We start from the raw sequence: 17063 nt of genomic DNA on the forward strand, positions 1-17063 counted from the left end.
TATATACTCCGGTGGGTATGTTTGCCGATTCTGGTCCATTTTACTGAACGCCAGCCTCAGGACTCGCCCGCGCGGCCGACATCTTCAGCGGGACGGCCCGACCACAGGCGCTGGAACCAGCGGCCCAGGTCGTCCATGTAGCAGTAGACCACCGGCACCACGACCAGGGTCAGCAGGGTCGAGGTCAGCACGCCGCCGATCACGGCCTGGCCCATCGGTGCGCGTTGCTCGGAGCCCTCGCTGAGCGCGAGCGCCAGCGGCACCATGCCGAACACCATCGCCAGCGTGGTCATCAGGATCGGCCGCAGCCGCACCCGGCCGGCCAGCAGCAGCGCCGCCTCGCGCTCCAGCGGCGGATGCTCGGGCGTGCCTTCGCGCGCGCGGATCGCGAAGTCGATCAGCAGGATCGCGTTCTTGGTCACCAGCCCCATCAGCATCACGATGCCGATGACCGAGAACATCGACAGGCTGGAGCCGAACAGCAGCAGCGCCAGCACCACGCCGATCAGCGTCAGCGGCAGCGAGCTCATCAGCGCCAGTGGCTGCAGGAAGCTCTTGAACTGGCTGGCCAGGATCATGTAGATGAAGATGATCGCCAGCGCCAGCGCCGAGACCGCATAGCCCAGCGACTCGTCCATGTTCTTGGTCGAGCCGCCGAAGCTGTAGCGGTAGCCGCTGGGCAGCTGCAGCGCGTCGAGCTCGCGCCGGATGTCGGCCGAGATCTCGCCGATCGAGCGCGCATAGGCGTTGCCGCTGATGGTGACCTCGCGCGTCAGCGCGCGCCGGTTGATCTGGCTGGCGCCGGTCGATTCGCTGACCTCGGCGACCTGCTCGAGCCTGAGCACGCGCGCCGAGCCGTCGGCGTTGCTGCCGACGACCAGCGGCAGCTGGCGCAGCTGCTCGACCTGGCTGCGTCCGGCCAGCGGCAGCCGGACCTGGATGTCGTAGGTCTCGTCGTCGGAGGCGCGCCAGTTGCCCGCGCTCTGGCCCGCGACCAGGGTGCGCAGGCTGGCCGCGAGCTGCGCCGTGCCGATGCCGAGGTCGGAGGCCGCGTCGCGCTTGAGCTGCACCGAGATCGTCGGCTTGTTCGGCTTGGCGCTGCTGTCGAGGTCGACCAGCCCCGGGATGGTGCGCAGCCTGGCCATGGCCTGCTGGCCCAGCCGGTCGAGCTGCTGCAGGTCGGGACCCTGCAGCGAGAACTCGATCTGCTTCTGGCCGCCGACCGGGTCCAGCAGTCCGGCCTGCGTGACCGTGATGCCGCCGACTTGGCGCAGCCGCTCGCGCAGCTGCGCCGACAGCTCGTCGACGCTGCGGCTGCGCTGGTCGCGCTCGACCAGGCGCACATAGAGGCTGGCGCGGGTCTTGCCCTGGGCATTGCCGCTGTTGATCGTGGTCAGGGTGTAGCGCACCTCGGGCAGGCTGCGCACGATGGCATCGACCTCGCGCGCCTTGGCCTCGGTGTTCTCGAGCGAGCTGCCGACCGGGGTCTCGAAGGCGATGTTGGTCTCCGAGAAATCGGCCTTGGGCACGAACTCGCTGCCGAGCAGGGGCAGCAGCGCGAAGGCGGCGACCAGGGTGCCGGCCGCGATCGCCAGCGTGCTCTTCTTGTGCGCCAGCGACCAGGCCAGCAGGCCCTGGTAGGCCTCGGCCAGCTGTTCCTGGCTCCGCTCGATCGCCTGCGTCAGCCGGCCCAGGGTCCGCTCGTAGAGCGTGCGGCGCGGGCGACTGGGGTCGTGCGGCTCTATCTCGGGGTCATGCCAGACACTCGAGAGCATCGGGTCGAGCGTGAAGCTGACGAACATCGAGATCAGCACCGCCGCGACGATCGTGATGCCGAACTCGTGGAAGAACTTGCCGACGATGCCCTGCATGAAGCCGATCGGCAGGAACACCGCGACGATCGACAGCGTGGTCGCCAGCACGGCCAGCCCGATCTCCTGCGTGCCGTCGAGCGCGGCCTGGAACGGGGTCTTGCCCATCTGGACATGGCGCACGATGTTCTCGCGCACCACGATCGCATCGTCGATCAGCAGCCCCACGCACAGCGACAGCGCCATCATCGTGATCATGTTGATCGTGAAGCCGAACAGGTGCATGAACAGGAAGGCACCGACCAGCGCGATCGGCAGCGTCAGCCCGGTGATGACGGTCGAGCGCCAGGAGTTCAGGAACAGGAACACGATCAGTACCGTCAGCAAGGCGCCCTCGACCAGGGTACGGGTCACGTTGGCGACCGCGACCCGGATCGGTCTGCCGGTGTCGCCGATCGGCGCCAGCTTGATGCCGGCCGGGACTTCCGGGCCGATCTCGGCCAGTACCTGCGTGAGGCTGTCGATGACGGCCAGCGTGTTCTCGTCCTGCGCCTTCTGCACCTGCAGCAGCAGGGTGCGCTGGCCGTTGTAGAGCGCCAGGCTCTCGACCTCCTGCGCGCCGTCGAGCACGCGCGCGACCTGGCCCAGCCGCACCGGCTGGCCGTTGTGGCGCGCGACGATCAGGCGCTCGAACTCCTGCGGCCGCGCGGCGCGTGCCTCGATCTGCACCATGCGTTCGCGTTCGAGCGTGCGCAGCGCGCCGACCGGCAGGTCCTGGTTCTCCTGCCGGATCGTGCTGACGACCTGCTCCGGCGTCACGCCGAAGGCCTCGAGCGCGGCCGGCTGCAGCTCGACCTGGACCGTGCGCCGGCTGGCACCGGCCAGCGTGACCGCGCCGACGCCGCGCGCATGTTCGAGCCGCTTCTTGAATACCAGCTCGGCCCAGTGGGTCAGCTCGACCGTATCGGGCGCTTGGCCCTGGCTGCTGTCGGGCAGGATCGCGACCGACCAGACCGGCCGGCTGGCCGGATCGAAGCGCTGCACCCGCGGCTCCTCGACCTCGTCGCGCAGGCTGGCGCGCAGCGCCGCGATCTTCTCGCGCACGTCCTCGGCCGCCTTGCGCCCGTCGATGTGGAGCTGGAACTCGATCACCACCACCGACTGGTTCTCGTAGCTGCGCGAGGTCAGGGTGTTGATGCCGGCGATGCCGTTGACGCCTTCCTCGATCTTGCGCGTGACCTCGGACTCGACGATCTCGGGCGCGGCGCCCGGGTATTCGGTCGAGACCACCACGACCGGAAAGTCGACATTCGGGAACTGGTCGATCTGCAGCCGCTGCAGCGAAAACGCCCCCAGCACCACGAAGGCCAGCATGACCATGGTCGCGAAGACCGGGTTGTGCAGCGAGACACGGGTGAACCACATCGGGCCGGTCCTCGCTCAGCGCGCCGTTGCCGCATCGGGCCGGGCGGTCGCGCGGACCGCCTTGGCCGGCGTGCCGGCGGCCAGCGCGCCGGCGCTCGCGCGCAGCACCCGCGTGCCGGGCTCCAACCCGTCGATCGCGACCATGGCCTCGTCGCCGAGCTGGCCCTGCTGGCCCGGCACCACCTTGCGGTGCACCACCTGGCCGTCCTGCAGCAGCTGCAGATAGGGCTGGGGCTGGTCGCTGCGCAGCGCCGACAGCGGCACCGCGACCGCGCGCAGCCGTCCGGTCTCGATCCGGCCCTGCACGAACAGGCCCTGGCGCAGGCCGTCTTGCGCCGGCAGCGCCAGGTAGGCCAGCAGGCTGCGGCTGCCGGCCTGCAGGGCGGGACTGATGCGCGCCACCCGCGCCTTGGACGGCTGGCCCATGCCCTCGACCGACCATTCGGCCAGCTGGCCGACCCGCAGCTGCAGCGCATCGGCCGGGGGCAGGGCGGCTTCTATCTCCAGCGCGCGGGCATCGACGATGTCCAGCACCCGCGCATCGACCGGCACCCGCTCGCCGTCCTGGGCCAGCCGGGCCGCGACCTGGCCCGAGATCGGCGCGCGCAGCTCGGTATCGGCCAAGGTCTTGCGCGCGATGTCGAGCAGGGCCTGGGTCGCCTGCAGGTTGGCGCGCGCGGTCGCGAGGTTGAGCTCCGAGGTCTGCGCCGCCGTCGACGAGATGAAGCCCTGCCTGACCAGCGCCTGGTTGTTGTCCTGCTGGCGCTGGGCGATCGCGAGCTGGGCCTGGCTGGCATGGACCTGCTGCTCGGCCTGCGCCACCCGCGCCCGCGCCTCGGTCGCGTCCACCCGGGCCAGCAGCTGGCCGGCACGCACCGGATCGCCCTCGCGCACCGTCAGGCCGCTCAGTTCGCCCGCGACCCGGGCCTTGACCGTGGCCGCATGCACCGCCTTCAAGGTGCCCGTGAACGGCAGGCTGAGCCGCAGCTCGACCGCCTCGGCCAGGAACAGGTCGTGCTCGGACAGCTCGATCGCCGCCGGTGCCTGCGAACTGGCTGCCAGCCGACGCGCGTTCTCCTGCTGTTGCTGGCGCTTGTCGAGTGCGCGCAGCAGGCCCAGCGCGAGTGCCAGGGCCAACAGGGCCAGCAAGGCCCAGCGTTTCCACGATGTCATATTGTCTTTTTCGTCCAGTCGCAGGCGGCAATTTTGATCGGCAATTTAGCGACTATAGCCCAGGCTGGAGGGCATGAATGCCGTTCTATGTACTATCTGTGCCAGTAATCGAGTCAGTGCAAGAAAGGAATTCTGTCATGTCATCACCTGCAACCCTGGTCCTGGGCGGCGGCTGCTTCTGGTGCACAGAGGCCGTGTTCGTGCGCGTCAAGGGCGTGCTCGATGTCGAGTCCGGCTACTGCAACGGCCAACCCGCGCGCCCGAGCTACGAGCAGGTCTGCACCGGCCGCACCGGCTGCGTCGAGGTCGTCAAGCTCGAGTTCGACCCGGCCGTGATCCCGCTGCAGCAGCTGCTGGCCATCTTCTTCGCCATCCACGACCCGACCCAGCTCAACCGCCAGGGCCATGATGTCGGCAGCCAGTACCGCAGCGGCATCTACTGCAGCAGCCCCGAGCAGCAGGCGCAGGCGCGCGACTTCATCGCCGAGCTCGAGCGCGAATCCGCCTTCGACCAGCCCATCGTGACCGAAGTCAAGCCGCTGGAAAACTACTGGCCGGCCGAGGACTATCACCAGGACTTCTTCGCGCGCAACCCGAACCAGGGTTATTGCCTGGCCGTCGCCGCGCCCAAGGTCGCCAAGCTGCGGCACGCCTTCGCCGCTTGGCTGCGGGATTGATCCGGATGGAGCTGGCCCAGCACCCGGTCCTGGCCTCGCTGATCCCGGTCTGCCTGCTGGTCGGCGCCGGTTTCCTGGCCGGTCGCCTGCGCTGGGTCGGCCCGGAAGCCGTGCGCGGCCTGTCCAACCTGGTCTTCATGTTGCTGATCCCGGCGCTGCTGTTTCGCACCATGAGCGCGGTGCGCTTCGAGCAGCTCGACCCCAGGCCGGTGCTGGCCTATTTCCCGGTGGCGGTGGCCTGGCTGCTGGCGCAGATCGCCTGGCGCGGCTTCACGCCGCGCAGCGTGGTGCTGGCGCTGGGCGGCACCTTCTCCAACAACGTCATGATCGGCCTGATCCTGGTCGAGCTGGCCTACGGCAAGCCGGGGCTGGTGACGCTGCTGACCCTGGTCGCGGTGCACTCGCTGATCATACTGACCGCCTCGTCGGTGCTGATCGAGCTGGCGCAGGCGCGCCAGGCCAGCCGGGACGGCGCGCATTCCCCGCGCCTGCTCAGGACGGTGCGCTCGGCCATGCGGGCCTCGCTGCTGCATCCGATCCCGCTGCCGATTGCCGCCGGCCTGCTGTTTGCCCAGACCGGCTGGACCCTGTCGCCGCTGGTCGACCAGCCGCTGCGCCTGCTCGGCAATGCCTTCGGGCCGCTGTCGCTGGTGCTGGTCGGCATCAGCCTGGCGCTCACGCCGCTGGCGGGTCACTGGCGCGCGGCGCTGCCGGTGGTGGCCTGCAAGAACCTGGCCTTGCCGCTGCTGGTGGCGGCCTCGGGCTGGGCGCTGGGCCTCGCCCCCCTGGCCTGGCAGGTGATCGTGCTCGCGGCGGCCCTGCCGACTGGCGCCAACGTCTACCTGTTCGCCCAGCGCTACCGCGCCGAGCAGGAACTCACGACCACGGTGGTGGGGCTCTCCACCGCGCTCGGCCTGCTCACGCTCAGCGCCGTGATGCTGCTGACGGCCGCTCTGGCCGGCAGTTGATCGACCTTTTGCTCGCCGGGGCGATCCGGCTATAATGATCGGCTTTGCAACGTTTCGCTGGCCGGGTGGTCAGTCGGTGTCTCAGGCGTTGCGGAAAATTGCGACAGGGCGATGGCGCCCCGTCACCACAGCACCCGAAGGACAAACCATGGTCGTTATCCGACTCTCCCGCGGCGGCTCCAAAGCCCGTCCGTTCTACAACATCGTCGTCGCTCACAAGCAAAACCGTCGTGACGGCCGCTTCATCGAGCGCATCGGCTTCTACAACCCGCTGGCCCGCGGTGGCGAAGAGCCGCTGCGCATCGCCCAGGACCGCCTGACCTACTGGCAAGGCGTGGGCGCCCAGGCTTCCGACGTCGTCGAGCGCCTGGTCAAGCAAGCCGCCAAGGCTGCTGCCGCGACTTCCGCTGCCGCCTAATCATGGCTCAGCTGCCCGGCCTCGAACCAGCCGTTCTGCCGCCTGACGCGGTGGAGCTCGGCCGGGTGCAGGAAGCCTGGGGCATCAAGGGTTGGCTGCGACTGCATTCGCACAGCGCCGACCCCGAAGTGCTGCTGGCTGCCAAGCGCTGGTTCCTGACTCCTCCCGAAGCCCGCTTCGCGCGCGGCTTCGACGCATTCTCCGGTGTCGTGACCGTCGTCGTCGACGAGGTCAAGACCCATGCCGATGGCCTGGTGGCGCGGATCTCCCAAATAGCCGACCGCAACGCCGCCGAGGCGCTCAAGGGCGCGCGCATCCATGTCTCGCGCGCCGACTTCCCCGCCGCCAAGGGCGACGACGAATACTACTGGGTCGACCTGCTCGGCCTCGAGGTCGTCAACCGCGAAGGCGTGTCGCTGGGCGTGGTGCGCGACCTGCTGCCGACCGGCCCGCATTCGGTGCTCTGCCTCGAATACACCGAGGACGGCAAGCCGCAAGAGCGCATGATTCCCTTCGTCTCGGTCTATGTCGATTCGGTCGACCTGCCGGGCAAGCGCATCACGGTCGACTGGCAACCCGACTACTGAAGCGCTGCAGGCGCTGTACCGCCTACCATGCGTTTCGACATCATCACCCTGTTCCCGGAGCTGTTCGCTCCCTTCCTGAGCCACGGCATCAACCGGCGCGCCTTCGAGAGCCGCCAGGTCGACGTGCGCCTGTGGCAACTGCGCGACTTCGCCGAGGGCAATTACCGCCGCGTCGACGACCGGCCCTTTGGTGGCGGCCCCGGCATGGTGATGCAGCCCGACCCGCTCTACCGCTGCTGGCAGGCGATCCGCGCCGACCGTGGCGCCGACCTGCCCGGTGCCGACCCGGTGCCGACCGTGCTGTTCTCGCCGCTGGGCGAGCGCATCGCGCATCCAGTGGTCGAGCGCTTCTGCTCAGGGGCAGGCGCGATTCTGGTCTGCGGCCGCTACGAGGGGCTGGACCAGCGCTTCATCGATGCCTGCGTCGATGTCCAGCTCAGCCTGGGCGACTTCGTGCTCTCGGGCGGCGAGATCCCGGCCATGGCGCTGCTCGACTCGGTCGCGCGGCTGCAGCCTGGCGTGCTGAACGATGCCGGCAGCCACCAGCAAGACAGCTTCAACCCGGCGCTCGACGGCCTGCTCGACTGCCCGCATTACACAAGGCCCGAAGTCTGGCAGGGCCCACAGGGCGAGGTTCCGGTGCCGCCGGTGCTGCTGTCGGGCCACCACGGCCAGATCGAGGCCTGGCGGCGCCAGCAAAGCCTGCGCCAGACCGCCCAGTGGCGGCCCGACGTGCTCGATTCGGTGCGCGCCCGCGGTGCCCTGAGCAAGAGGGACGAGCAGTGGCTGCGCGCCCAGGCGCTCGACAAGGACGTCAGATAGGCTATAATCCAAGGCTTTTCGGTCCTCTGGCGGCCGCCCCAACCTGTTGAGAGTCGAGGCCCCTAGCGTAGCCGTATATGAACGAAAACCGAGGTAAATCATGAACCTGATCCAGATCCTCGAGCAAGAAGAAATTGCTCGCCTGAACAAAGAAATCCCCGCTTTCGCTCCCGGCGACACCGTGATCGTCAGCGTCAACGTGATCGAAGGCACTCGCAAGCGCGTGCAGGCCTACGAAGGCGTCGTGATCGCTCGCCGCAACCGCGGCCTGAACTCCGGCTTCATCGTGCGCAAGATCTCGAACGGCGAAGGCGTCGAGCGTACCTTCCCGCTCTACAGCCCGCTGATTGCCAAGATCGAAGTCAAGCGCCGCGGTGACGTCCGTCGCGCCAAGCTGTACTACCTGCGCCAGCGCAGCGGCAAGTCGGCACGCATCAAGGAAAAGCTGGGCGCTTGATCGACTGCCTCGGCAGCTTGATCGTCCCCCATGTAGAAAGCGCCTTCGGGCGCTTTTTATTTTTGGGGCCCCAATCCCCTTGGAGTTCGCATCCGTATGAGCCAGTGTCTTGCATTCTTCCCCATGTGGCGTTCACGGGTTTTCGCTTTTTGCTGGCGCTTCCCGTGGCTGCTGCTTGTCTGCTCCTTGCTGTTGGCTGGCGTCGCCCGCGCACAGTCCGCGCCACCTGTCCTGAGCGTGGGCATCGTGCCGCAGCAGGCGGCCAGCGAACTCGCGCGCGCCTGGATTCCGCTGCTGCAAGAGGTGGGCCGACGGGCTCGCGTGCAACTGGTATTTCGTACCGCGGCGGACATTCCGGCGTTCGAGGACCGCGTCATGAAGGGCGAGTTCCAGCTCGCCTACATGAATCCCTACCACTACACGGTGTTCAGCAAGACACCTGGCTACCAGGCCTTCCTGAAGGAAAAGGATCGCAAGCTGGTGGGCATCATCGTGGTGCCCAAGGGCAGTCCGGTCCAGAGCCTGGAGCAACTTCAGGGCAAGCGGGTGGCCTTCCCGGCGCCTGCGGCCTTTGCCGCCAGCATCCTGCCCCGGGCCGAATTCAGCCGCAGCCAAATAGAGATCGATGCCCGCTACGTGAGTTCGCACGACAGTGTCTACAAAGGCGTGGCCAACGGCCTGTTCGATGCCGGCGGCGGCATCCAGCGCACGCTCGAAGGCATGGAGCCGCAGGTCTCGTCCCAGTTGCGCGTGCTCTCCCGCACTCCGGCCTATACCCCTCACGCGCTGGCCATACACCCAGGCGTGAGCGCCGAGGTGGCCGAGCGCCTGCGCCAGGCCTTCATCGGACTGGACGGTGACGAGGCCGGCCGCGCGCTGCTCGAGCCCCTGAACTTCAAGGGCCTGGTGGCGGCAACCGACAGCGAATGGGATTCCGTGCGCGCCCTCCGGCTCAGGCAGCCAGTCGGTTCCTCTGCTGTCAAGAAGTGAAGTTCCGCACCAAGACCATCGTCGGCATCGCCCTGATCGAGGCGATCCTGCTGGCCATCCTGGTGTGGAATGGCATGAACCAGCTGCAGAGTTCCAACGAGGACAACGTCGAGCGCCGCATGGCCAGCATCAGTCGCTTGCTGGTGGCCAGCCTGCGCGATGCGATGGTCGCATCGGACGTGGCCACCGTGGAGGCCGTGGTCAAGGATGTCATGGCAACGGGCGACATCAGCTATATGCGGGTGCTGGGGCCCGGCGACATCCTGATTGCCCAGATGGGCAAGCTGCCTGTCCAGCCTGTGCGGCACGAGGCGCGGCTGGACTTGAGCGGTGACGCACGCTACGACCATGTGCTGCCGGTGGAGGTGGCGGGCCAGAGCTTTGGCCAGATACAGTTCGGCATGGATGTGGGCCGCCTGCAGGACCTGCTGGGCCAGGCCAGGCACTGGTATCTGGCGCTGTCGGCCCTGGAAATGGCGCTGGTGGCGGTGTTTTCCTTTGTCCTGGGCGGAGTGTTGACGGGACAGCTGCTCAAGTTGCGCGATGCCAGCCAGGCCCTGGCCAATGGTGATTTTTCGGTCCGGGTGCCGGTGCGCGGCGCGGATGAACTGGCCGAGACCGCCAGGGCCTTCAACCGGATGGCCGACATGCTCAGCGATCACACCCGGATCCTCGAGGAAACGGTGCGCCAGCGTACCCTGGACCTGCAGGATGCCTTGCGTGAACGCGAGGCGGCCAACGAGCACTTGCAAAGGCTCAACTCCGCGCTCGAGGCGGAAAAGGTCAAGGCCCAGCAGGCCAGCGTCGCCAAGAGCCAGTTTCTCGCCGTCATGAGCCACGAGATCCGCACGCCCATCAATGGCGTGCTGGGCAGTCTGCAACTGGCCCTGCGCTGCCCGCTCGACGAGGTGTTGCGCCAGCATCTGGAGACCGCGTCCAGCTCCGGCCAGCTGCTGCGCCAGATCATCGACGACATCCTCGATCACTCAAAGATCGAGGCCGGCAAGCTCGAGATCTTGCATGAACCGGTCCATCTGCCGAGTCTGCTGCGCGACATCCTGGCCATGCTGGCGCCAGCGGCCGCGGCCAAGCAGCTGCCGCTGCGGGTGGAGGCGGCCGCCGGCCTGCCCGACTGGGTGCAGGGCGATGGCCTGCGCCTGCGCCAGGTGCTGCTCAATCTTCTGAGCAACTCCGTCAAGTTCAGCCAGCATGGCGAGGTGGTGTTGCGCGTGCAGCGCCGGCCGGTTTCCCCGCCGCAGCCGCTTGGCGAGTGTCTCGAGCTGGCCGTGAGCGACAGTGGCATCGGCATGTCCGCGCAGCAGATCGGCCAGCTGTTCCTGCCGTTCCAGCAGGGCGAGAGCACCACCACCCGGCGCTTCGGCGGCACCGGCCTGGGTCTTTCGATCACCAAGCGCCTGGTCGAGGCCATGGGCGGCGATATCCGGGTCGAGAGCGCGCCGGGCCAAGGCAGCTGCTTCACGGTGCGCTTGCCGCTGGAGCTTGCCGATCCGGCGGCAGTCGCCGACCGGGACCATGCCAGCGCAGAGGAGGGGGACGCGCAGCCCCGGATCGGCCAGCGGCTGCAGGGCCTCAACATCCTGGTCGCAGATGACATCCCGGTCAACCACCTCATCATGAAGGGAATCCTGGGCCAGGAAGGCGCGCAGGTCCAGGTGGCGCAGGATGGGCTCCAGGTGCTGGCGGCGCTGCGCGAGCAGCCTCAAGCCTTCGATCTGGTCTTCATGGATGTGAGCATGCCCCACATGGATGGCCTGCAGGCCACGCGGGCCATCCGCGACGATGGGCGCTGGCAAGACCTGCCCATCGTCGCGATCACCGCCAACGTCACCGAGGAGGATCGCCAGGCCTGCCTGGCGGCTGGCATGAACGACTTCGTCGGCAAGCCCTTCAAGCTGGAGCAGGTGGTCGAGGTGACCCGCCGCTTGTGCTGCGACCTCGCCACCTGAGGGGCGATGCCGAGAAGTGCTTCACCCCGTCTTCTCGTGACGTGACAGCTGCTGCCACAGCCAGCTGCCCGAGGACTCGCGGCCCGTCAGCACATACTCCAGCGCATGGGCATTGTTCAGCGTCAGCTCCAGCCTGGAGCGGGCGCGGCGGCGTCCGACCAGCAGCAGCTCGTCGCCGGCTTGCAGCAGGGTGTCTGGCGTCGGCAGCATCTGGCTCGGCTGGCCCGGGCGGTCGAGCTGCAGCACCTCGCACAGCAGGGGCTCGCTGCGGTCGGCGTGGTCCTTGAGCAGATCGCCCAGGCGCAGGCGCTCGCCGAGTGCGAGCTTGCGCTGCAGCGCGGGGGCCTGCCGCGCCGAGATCCGCACGCTCCACACCTCAGGCGCCTCCCAGCCCAGCTGGCTGGTCAGCCGCTGCAGCAGCGGCTCGCACCAGGTTGCCGACCTGGCCACCTGCAGGAAGGGGGCCAGCATCGGCGTGGTCAGTATGGCGAGGCATTCGTGCGCGATCACCTCGCTCGGCACCATGGTCAGGTCGGCGCTGAAACGCTCGAACAAGGGCCGGTTGCCCATATTGTTCTGCCGCACGATGGTGAACAGGCCGGGGTTGAGTTCGCGTGCCGTGAAGGTGGCCGACAGGTTGTCGACGTCGCTCGAGGTCGCGGCCACGATGCCGGCGGCCTGCGCGATCCCGGCCTTGAGCAGCGCCTCGGCGCCCCTGCCGTCGCCCTGGACCCAGTTCACCCCGGCGCTGGCTGCGGCCGGCGGCTGCAGGTCGATCACCGTGACCGGCATGCCTTCGCTGGCGATGGTGGCCGCCAGCCCCTGGCTGAAGCGGCCGAAGCCGAGCAGGATCCAGTGCCCGTTCGGCGGACTGCGCGGGCGCTCCACCGTGGTGCCGGGCAGGCCGGTCAGCCACAGCAGCAGCTGGTAGGCCGCTGGCGCATGCATCGCCAGCCCCAGGTAGTTGCCGAACTTCAGGAAGGGATCGATGATGTGATGAGTGCCGAAGGAGGCCATGTCGGCAGCGGCGGCGCGGCCGCTGGCGCGCGCGAGCACCGGCAGCTCGGGTGCCAGCAGCCGGGTCGAGAGCGCGATGCTGCGGTTGGCGTCATCGTCGTCGGTCAGCGCCACGATGCCGCGGCAATGCGGGTGCTGCAGCCCGGCCAGCTTGAGCAGGGTCGGATTGGCCGCATCGGCGACCAGGGCCGGCATGTCGGCGATGTGGTTCTGCAACTCGAGCTCCGCCAGATGCTCGCTGTTGAGCTCGAGCACGACGACGCGGTAGCCCAGCTGGTCGAGCGCGTGGCAGATCAGCCGCCCGGTCTCGCCGTAGCCGCAGACGATGTAGAAGGGCTCGGCGAGCTTGCGCACGCTGCGCGCGAAGCGGCTGCTGCGGATCGCGCGCTGCAGGTTTTCGTCCGCCGCCATCTGCAGCAGCTTGCCGACAAACAGTGCCCAGCCGATGACCGACAGGTAGATGCAGACCAGGGTCCAGAGCCGCTGCTGCTCCGAGAAGGCATTCGGAATCTCGCCAAAGCCTATCGTCGTCGCGGTGTAGCTGACGAAGTAGAAGGCATGGAAGAAGCTCATGCGCGTGATCGCGCCGCTGGCATCGGGCGGACCCGGCACCAGCGTGAGCCCCAGCACCGAGATCGCGTAGATCAGCACCAGCGCGATCAGCGTGCCGCGCACGCGCCGCAGCAACAGGAAGATGGTGCTGATTTCCTGTCCGGCTTTCATGCGGCGGCCTTCAGCGGCGCTGCATGATGGTCTCGGCGATCAGGATCACGACCGAGACCACGTTGGCCAGCAGCGCGCCGCCCGAGAGCGAGACGATGCTGGTGGTGACCTCGGGCGTCATGCCGACCTGCGACACATGGGCCGTATAGCCCCAGACCATGGCCGCCGCGATCAGCTGCAGGTCGGCCACCAGGCTGGTCGACAGATGGACCGCGCCGATCTGCGTCCGGTCGCCGAGCTTGAGGATGGTCGCGATCAGGTTGACCACCACGGCGGCGAACAGCTCGTAGATATGGTGGTGCGCGGGGTTGTCGATCTCGCCGATGAAGAAGCCGAAGTTCAGCGTCGCGGCCAGGACGATGAAGAAACCGAAGATGACTTTTTCCAGATTCATGGCTGGATGATAAGGGTTCAGAGTTCCTCGACCCGCACCGGCGGGTAGCTGTCCCAGCTCTGGCAGCCCGGGCATTGCCAGAAATACTGGCGCGCCTCGAAGCCGCAGGCGGCGCAGCGGTAGCGCTTGAGCGGCTCGCAGGCGCGCTCGAGCGCCTGCTTGACGCGCTTTTCCTCCTCGGGCTGGCCGAAATGCTCGCCCGCCAGCCAGAAGGCCGCCGCGACCAGCGAGGGTTCGCGTTGCAGGTGCTCGATGTAGAGCGCGCGCGCCTGGGCGCCATCGGGCTGCAGCAGTGCCAACGCCTGCGTCACGTCGAGCGAGGGCGCATGCTGCTCGCGCCAGCCGCGCAGCAGCTGCTCGGTTGCCTGGCCCTGCGCGGCGTCGAGCTTGGACCATTGCGCCAGGCTGTGCGCGACCAGCGGCAGGTGCTGCGGCACCTGGATCGCGAGCTGGTGCAGCGCCTGCAGCCCGCCCTGGGTGTCGCCGAGCGACTGGCGCAGGTCGGCCAGCGAGATCCAGGCCCGGGCCGATTTGGGACTGCGCAGCACCAGCGCCTCGAGCATGGCCAATGCCTCGACCGTGTTGCCCTGCTTGCGCAGCAGTTCGGCCTGCTCGCAGCGGTAATGCGCCAGCCTGAGCTCGAAGGAGCCGCAGCCTATCGCCTCCAGGCGTACCGCGGTCCCGGCGGCCTGTTCCCAGTCGCGCGAGCGCTCGTAGATGGCGAGCAGGGCCAGCAGGGCCTCGGTCGCATAGGGGCTGTCCTCGAGCTTGCGCAGCGCGGCCTCGGCGCGGTCGAGCAGTCCGGCTTTCAGGAAATCCTGCGCCAGCGCATGCTGGGCACGCTGCAGGTCCTTTTGCCCCAGGTCGCCGCGCTGCAGCAGGTGCTCGTGCACGCGTACCGCGCGCTCGTAGTCGCCGCGCCGGCGGAACAGGTTGCCGAGCGCGAAATGCAGCTCCGAGGTCTCGGGGTCGTTCTGCACCGCCTCGATGAAGGCGTCGATCGCCTGGTCTTGCTGCTCGTTGAGCAGCAGGTCGAGTCCGCGGAAATAGGCCTTGGGGTTTTGCCGGCGCTCGGCGCGCCATTGGCGCAGGTCGTAGCGCGAGGCCAGCCAGCCCAGCACGAAGGCGAGCGGCAGGCCCCAGAGCAGCCAGCTGAAGTCAAATGCCATGAGGGGTCTCGGAAGGGGCGGGGCTGGTTGCCAGGCCGGAGGCGCTGTCCGAGGCGGCCTTGGCGGCCCGGCGCGCGCGCAGCCACAGCGGCAGCATCACGGCCATGCCGAGGAAGACGCCGACGACCAGGGCCGCCAGCAGCAGCAGCACGAGCGGTGCCTCCCATTGCGCACCGAACAGCCTGAGCAGGACCGGGTCCTGGTTGTTCAGTGCGAAGGCGAACAGAGCAAAGAAAATGGCTGCCTTGAGCAGCCACAGAAGGTATTTCACGCATTCCCCCGGTGTTGCGGGGATTGTAGCGGTGCGGACTTCAGCCCGATGCACCGCTGCGCGGTGCGGCGTCGACTTGCTCGCGCAAGGCCTTGCCGGGCTTGAAATGCGGCACCCGCTTCTCGGGAATGGCCACGCTGGCGCCCGAGCGCGGGTTGCGGCCCATGCGGGCTGGCCGGTGGTTGACCGAGAAACTGCCGAAGCCCCTGATCTCTATCCTCTGGCCCTGCGTCAGCGCGTCGACCATGGCCTCGAGAATGGCCTTGACCGCGAGTTCGGCATCACGCTGTCCGAGTTGGGCAAAGCGTGCCGCCAGGGCTTCTACAAGGTCGCTGCGAGTCATGGGTCTGTGAATCTGGGAAGCAAAGAAAAAGGCCCGGCGCGATAAGCGCGCCGGGCCCTGGCGCTAACGATTAGGGATTAGCCGTTGTTGCTGTCCAGCTTGGCGCGCAGCAGGGCGCCCAGGCTGGTGGTGCCGGCGTTGCCAGCGGTCTGGCTCAGGGTAGCCATGGCTTCCTGTTGCTCGGCCATGTCCTTGGCCTTGACCGACAGCTGGATGTTGCGGGTCTTGCGGTCGATGTTGACCACGACAGCGGTCACTTCGTCGCCTTCCTTCAGCACGTTGCGGGCATCTTCGACGCGGTCGCGCGAGATTTCCGAAGCGCGCAGGTAGCCGACGATGTCCTCGCCCAGGTCGATCTCGGCGCCACGGGCGTCAACGGTCTTGACCTTGCCGGTGACGGTCTGGCCCTTGTCGTTGATCGACACGAAGGTGGTGAACGGGTCGCTGTCGAGCTGCTTGATGCCCAGGCTGATGCGCTCGCGGTCGACGTCCACGCCCAGCACCAGGGCTTCGACTTCCTGGCCCTTCTTGTAGTTGCGGACAGCGGCTTCGCCGGTTTCGTTCCAGGACAGGTCAGACAGGTGCACCAGGCCGTCGATGCCGGCAGCCAGGCCGACGAAGACGCCGAAGTCGGTGATCGACTTGATCGGGCCCTTGACGCGGTCGCCGCGCTTGGTGTTCTGCGCGAATTCCTGCCACGGGTTGGCCTTGCACTGCTTCATGCCCAGCGAGATGCGACGCTTGTCTTCGTCGATCTCGAGCACCATGACTTCGACCTCGTCGCCCAGCGACACGATCTTGTTCGGGGCGATGTTCTTGTTGGTCCAGTCCATTTCGGACACGTGCACCAGACCTTCGATGCCGGGTTCCAGCTCGACGAAGGCGCCGTAGTCGGCGATGTTGGTGACCTTGCCGAACATGCGGGTGCCCGACGGGTAGCGGCGGCTCACGCCCAGCCACGGATCGTCGCCCATCTGCTTCAGGCCCAGCGAGACGCGCTGCTTCTCGGTGTCGAACTTCAGGACCTTGGCGGTGATTTCCTGGCCGGCGGTCACGACTTCCGACGGGTGACGCACGCGGCGCCATGCCATGTCGGTGATGTGCAGCAGGCCGTCGATGCCACCCAGGTCAACGAAGGCACCGTATTCGGTGATGTTCTTGACCACGCCGGAAACGATGGCGCCTTCGCGCAGGGTTTCCATCAGCTTGGCGCGCTCTTCGCCCATCGAGGCTTCGACCACGGCACGGCGGCTCAGCACCACGTTGTTGCGCTTGCGGTCGAGCTTGATGACCTTGAATTCCAGGGTCTTGTTCTCGTAGGGGGTGAGGTCCTTGGTCGGACGGCTGTCGACCAGCGAGCCCGGCAGGAAGGCGCTGATGCCGTTGACCATGACCTTGAGGCCGCCCTTGACCTTGGCGCCGGTGGTACCGGTGACGAATTCGCCGGATTCCAGGGCACGCTCGAGGGCCATCCACGAAGCCAGGCGCTTGGCCTTGTCGCGGCTCAGCAGGGTGTCGCCGTAGCCGTTCTCGACCGAGTCGATCGCGACCGACACGAAGTCGCCGACCTGGACTTCGAGTTCGCCCTGGTCGTTCTTGAATTCTGCGATCGGCACGTAGGCTTCGGACTTCAGGCCGGCGTTGACGACCACATGGTTGTGCTCGATGCGAACGACTTCGGCGGTGATGACCTCGCCCGCGCGCATGTTGGCGCGTTGCAGGGATTCTTCAAACAGGGCGGCAAAAGATTCAGACATGTTTTTCCTAAACCGGGCGCCCAGCTGAATGGGGAACAGGCGCGCGGCAGATGCCAATACGCGTCGCCGGCAGGCGTCGCGGGTTGCAGGTTGA

Annotated in this window: 16 protein-coding genes; 8 read left to right on the plus strand and 8 right to left on the minus strand. The window is 67.6% G+C overall.

Features of this window, described 5'->3' with window-relative positions; genetic code table 11:
- Positions 1–56: 56 nt before the first annotated feature.
- Together C6P64_RS02590 and C6P64_RS02595 are read right to left on the minus strand one after the other, a co-directional pair.
- On the minus strand, positions 57–3236 hold the full coding sequence (locus tag C6P64_RS02590; RefSeq protein WP_105747035.1) for an efflux RND transporter permease subunit: 3180 nt from the start codon (positions 3234–3236) through the stop codon (positions 57–59).
- 15 nt (positions 3237–3251) lie between these two features.
- Positions 3252–4409, minus strand: coding sequence for an efflux RND transporter periplasmic adaptor subunit (locus C6P64_RS02595; protein WP_105747036.1), 1158 nt, complete (start codon positions 4407–4409; stop codon positions 3252–3254).
- A gap of 137 nt (positions 4410–4546) precedes the next feature.
- Between C6P64_RS02595 and msrA the strand changes: the two genes are divergently transcribed.
- The 8 genes from msrA (at position 4547) to C6P64_RS02635 (ending at position 11295) form a co-directional block, all read left to right on the plus strand.
- Positions 4547–5086 (plus strand): peptide-methionine (S)-S-oxide reductase MsrA, encoded by a 540-nt coding sequence (gene msrA, locus C6P64_RS02600; RefSeq protein ID WP_105747037.1) that lies wholly within the window; start codon positions 4547–4549, stop codon positions 5084–5086.
- On the plus strand, positions 5071–6054 hold the full coding sequence (locus C6P64_RS02605) for an AEC family transporter (protein WP_342747508.1): 984 nt from the start codon (positions 5071–5073) through the stop codon (positions 6052–6054). The genes msrA and C6P64_RS02605 overlap by 16 nt, the downstream gene beginning before the upstream one ends.
- 148 nt (positions 6055–6202) lie before the next feature.
- A complete protein-coding gene (gene rpsP / locus C6P64_RS02610) occupies positions 6203–6472 on the plus strand; it encodes a 30S ribosomal protein S16 (protein ID WP_105747039.1) in 270 nt (89 codons plus the stop codon).
- 2 nt (positions 6473–6474) lie between these two features.
- Entirely contained in the window at positions 6475–7059 is a 585-nt protein-coding gene (gene rimM / locus C6P64_RS02615; protein ID WP_105747040.1) for a ribosome maturation factor RimM, read from the plus strand.
- A gap of 27 nt (positions 7060–7086) precedes the next feature.
- A complete protein-coding gene (trmD, locus tag C6P64_RS02620; protein ID WP_105747041.1) occupies positions 7087–7881 on the plus strand; it encodes a tRNA (guanosine(37)-N1)-methyltransferase TrmD in 795 nt (264 codons plus the stop codon).
- A 100-nt stretch (positions 7882–7981) separates the two neighbouring features.
- Positions 7982–8338, plus strand: a complete 357-nt coding sequence (rplS, locus tag C6P64_RS02625; protein ID WP_105747042.1) for a 50S ribosomal protein L19 — start codon at positions 7982–7984, stop codon at positions 8336–8338.
- A gap of 186 nt (positions 8339–8524) precedes the next feature.
- Positions 8525–9328 (plus strand): phosphate/phosphite/phosphonate ABC transporter substrate-binding protein, encoded by an 804-nt coding sequence (locus C6P64_RS02630; protein WP_211296783.1) that lies wholly within the window; start codon positions 8525–8527, stop codon positions 9326–9328.
- Entirely contained in the window at positions 9325–11295 is a 1971-nt protein-coding gene (locus C6P64_RS02635; protein WP_170073033.1) for an ATP-binding protein, read from the plus strand. Before C6P64_RS02630 ends, C6P64_RS02635 begins: the two co-directional genes overlap by 4 nt.
- 21 nt (positions 11296–11316) lie before the next feature.
- Here the strand turns inward: C6P64_RS02635 and C6P64_RS02640 are convergent, their stop codons facing one another.
- The 6 genes from C6P64_RS02640 to rpsA form a co-directional block, all read right to left on the minus strand.
- A complete protein-coding gene (locus tag C6P64_RS02640; RefSeq protein WP_105747045.1) occupies positions 11317–13035 on the minus strand; it encodes a potassium channel family protein in 1719 nt (572 codons plus the stop codon).
- A 10-nt stretch (positions 13036–13045) separates the two neighbouring features.
- On the minus strand, positions 13046–13429 hold the full coding sequence (locus tag C6P64_RS02645; protein WP_105747046.1) for a DUF6394 family protein: 384 nt from the start codon (positions 13427–13429) through the stop codon (positions 13046–13048).
- Positions 13430–13446: 17 nt separating this feature from the next.
- Entirely contained in the window at positions 13447–14598 is a 1152-nt protein-coding gene (gene lapB / locus C6P64_RS02650) for a lipopolysaccharide assembly protein LapB (RefSeq protein ID WP_105747047.1), read from the minus strand.
- Positions 14588–14869, minus strand: coding sequence for a lipopolysaccharide assembly protein LapA domain-containing protein (locus C6P64_RS02655; RefSeq protein ID WP_105747048.1), 282 nt, complete (start codon positions 14867–14869; stop codon positions 14588–14590). Before C6P64_RS02655 ends, lapB begins: the two co-directional genes overlap by 11 nt.
- 40 nt (positions 14870–14909) lie before the next feature.
- The gene (locus tag C6P64_RS02660; RefSeq protein ID WP_105747049.1) at positions 14910–15212 is read right to left on the minus strand and encodes an integration host factor subunit beta; all 303 of its coding nucleotides are present in this window, start codon (positions 15210–15212) and stop codon (positions 14910–14912) included.
- A 77-nt stretch (positions 15213–15289) separates the two neighbouring features.
- The gene (gene rpsA, locus C6P64_RS02665; RefSeq protein WP_105747050.1) at positions 15290–16969 is read right to left on the minus strand and encodes a 30S ribosomal protein S1; all 1680 of its coding nucleotides are present in this window, start codon (positions 16967–16969) and stop codon (positions 15290–15292) included.
- Positions 16970–17063 lie beyond the last annotated feature (94 nt).

It is taken from the genome of Malikia granosa (genome assembly GCF_002980595.1).
In the GTDB taxonomy this organism is placed as follows: Bacteria; Pseudomonadota; Gammaproteobacteria; order Burkholderiales; family Burkholderiaceae_C; genus Malikia; species Malikia granosa.

Excerpts from the sequence above, each read along its gene's own strand:
- C6P64_RS02590 (WP_105747035.1), bottom strand. The coding sequence starts at position 3,236 with ATGTGGTTCACCCGTGTCTCGCTGCACAACCCGGTCTTCGCGACCATG.
- C6P64_RS02595 (WP_105747036.1), bottom strand. The coding sequence starts at position 4,409 with ATGACATCGTGGAAACGCTGGGCCTTGCTGGCCCTGTTGGCCCTGGCA.
- msrA (WP_105747037.1), top strand. The coding sequence starts at position 4,547 with ATGTCATCACCTGCAACCCTGGTCCTGGGCGGCGGCTGCTTCTGGTGC.
- rpsP (WP_105747039.1), top strand. The coding sequence starts at position 6,203 with ATGGTCGTTATCCGACTCTCCCGCGGCGGCTCCAAAGCCCGTCCGTTC.
- rimM (WP_105747040.1), top strand. The coding sequence starts at position 6,475 with ATGGCTCAGCTGCCCGGCCTCGAACCAGCCGTTCTGCCGCCTGACGCG.
- trmD (WP_105747041.1), top strand. The coding sequence starts at position 7,087 with ATGCGTTTCGACATCATCACCCTGTTCCCGGAGCTGTTCGCTCCCTTC.
- rplS (WP_105747042.1), top strand. The coding sequence starts at position 7,982 with ATGAACCTGATCCAGATCCTCGAGCAAGAAGAAATTGCTCGCCTGAAC.
- C6P64_RS02640 (WP_105747045.1), bottom strand. The coding sequence starts at position 13,035 with ATGAAAGCCGGACAGGAAATCAGCACCATCTTCCTGTTGCTGCGGCGC.
- C6P64_RS02645 (WP_105747046.1), bottom strand. The coding sequence starts at position 13,429 with ATGAATCTGGAAAAAGTCATCTTCGGTTTCTTCATCGTCCTGGCCGCG.
- lapB (WP_105747047.1), bottom strand. The coding sequence starts at position 14,598 with ATGGCATTTGACTTCAGCTGGCTGCTCTGGGGCCTGCCGCTCGCCTTC.
- C6P64_RS02660 (WP_105747049.1), bottom strand. The coding sequence starts at position 15,212 with ATGACTCGCAGCGACCTTGTAGAAGCCCTGGCGGCACGCTTTGCCCAA.
- rpsA (WP_105747050.1), bottom strand. The coding sequence starts at position 16,969 with ATGTCTGAATCTTTTGCCGCCCTGTTTGAAGAATCCCTGCAACGCGCC.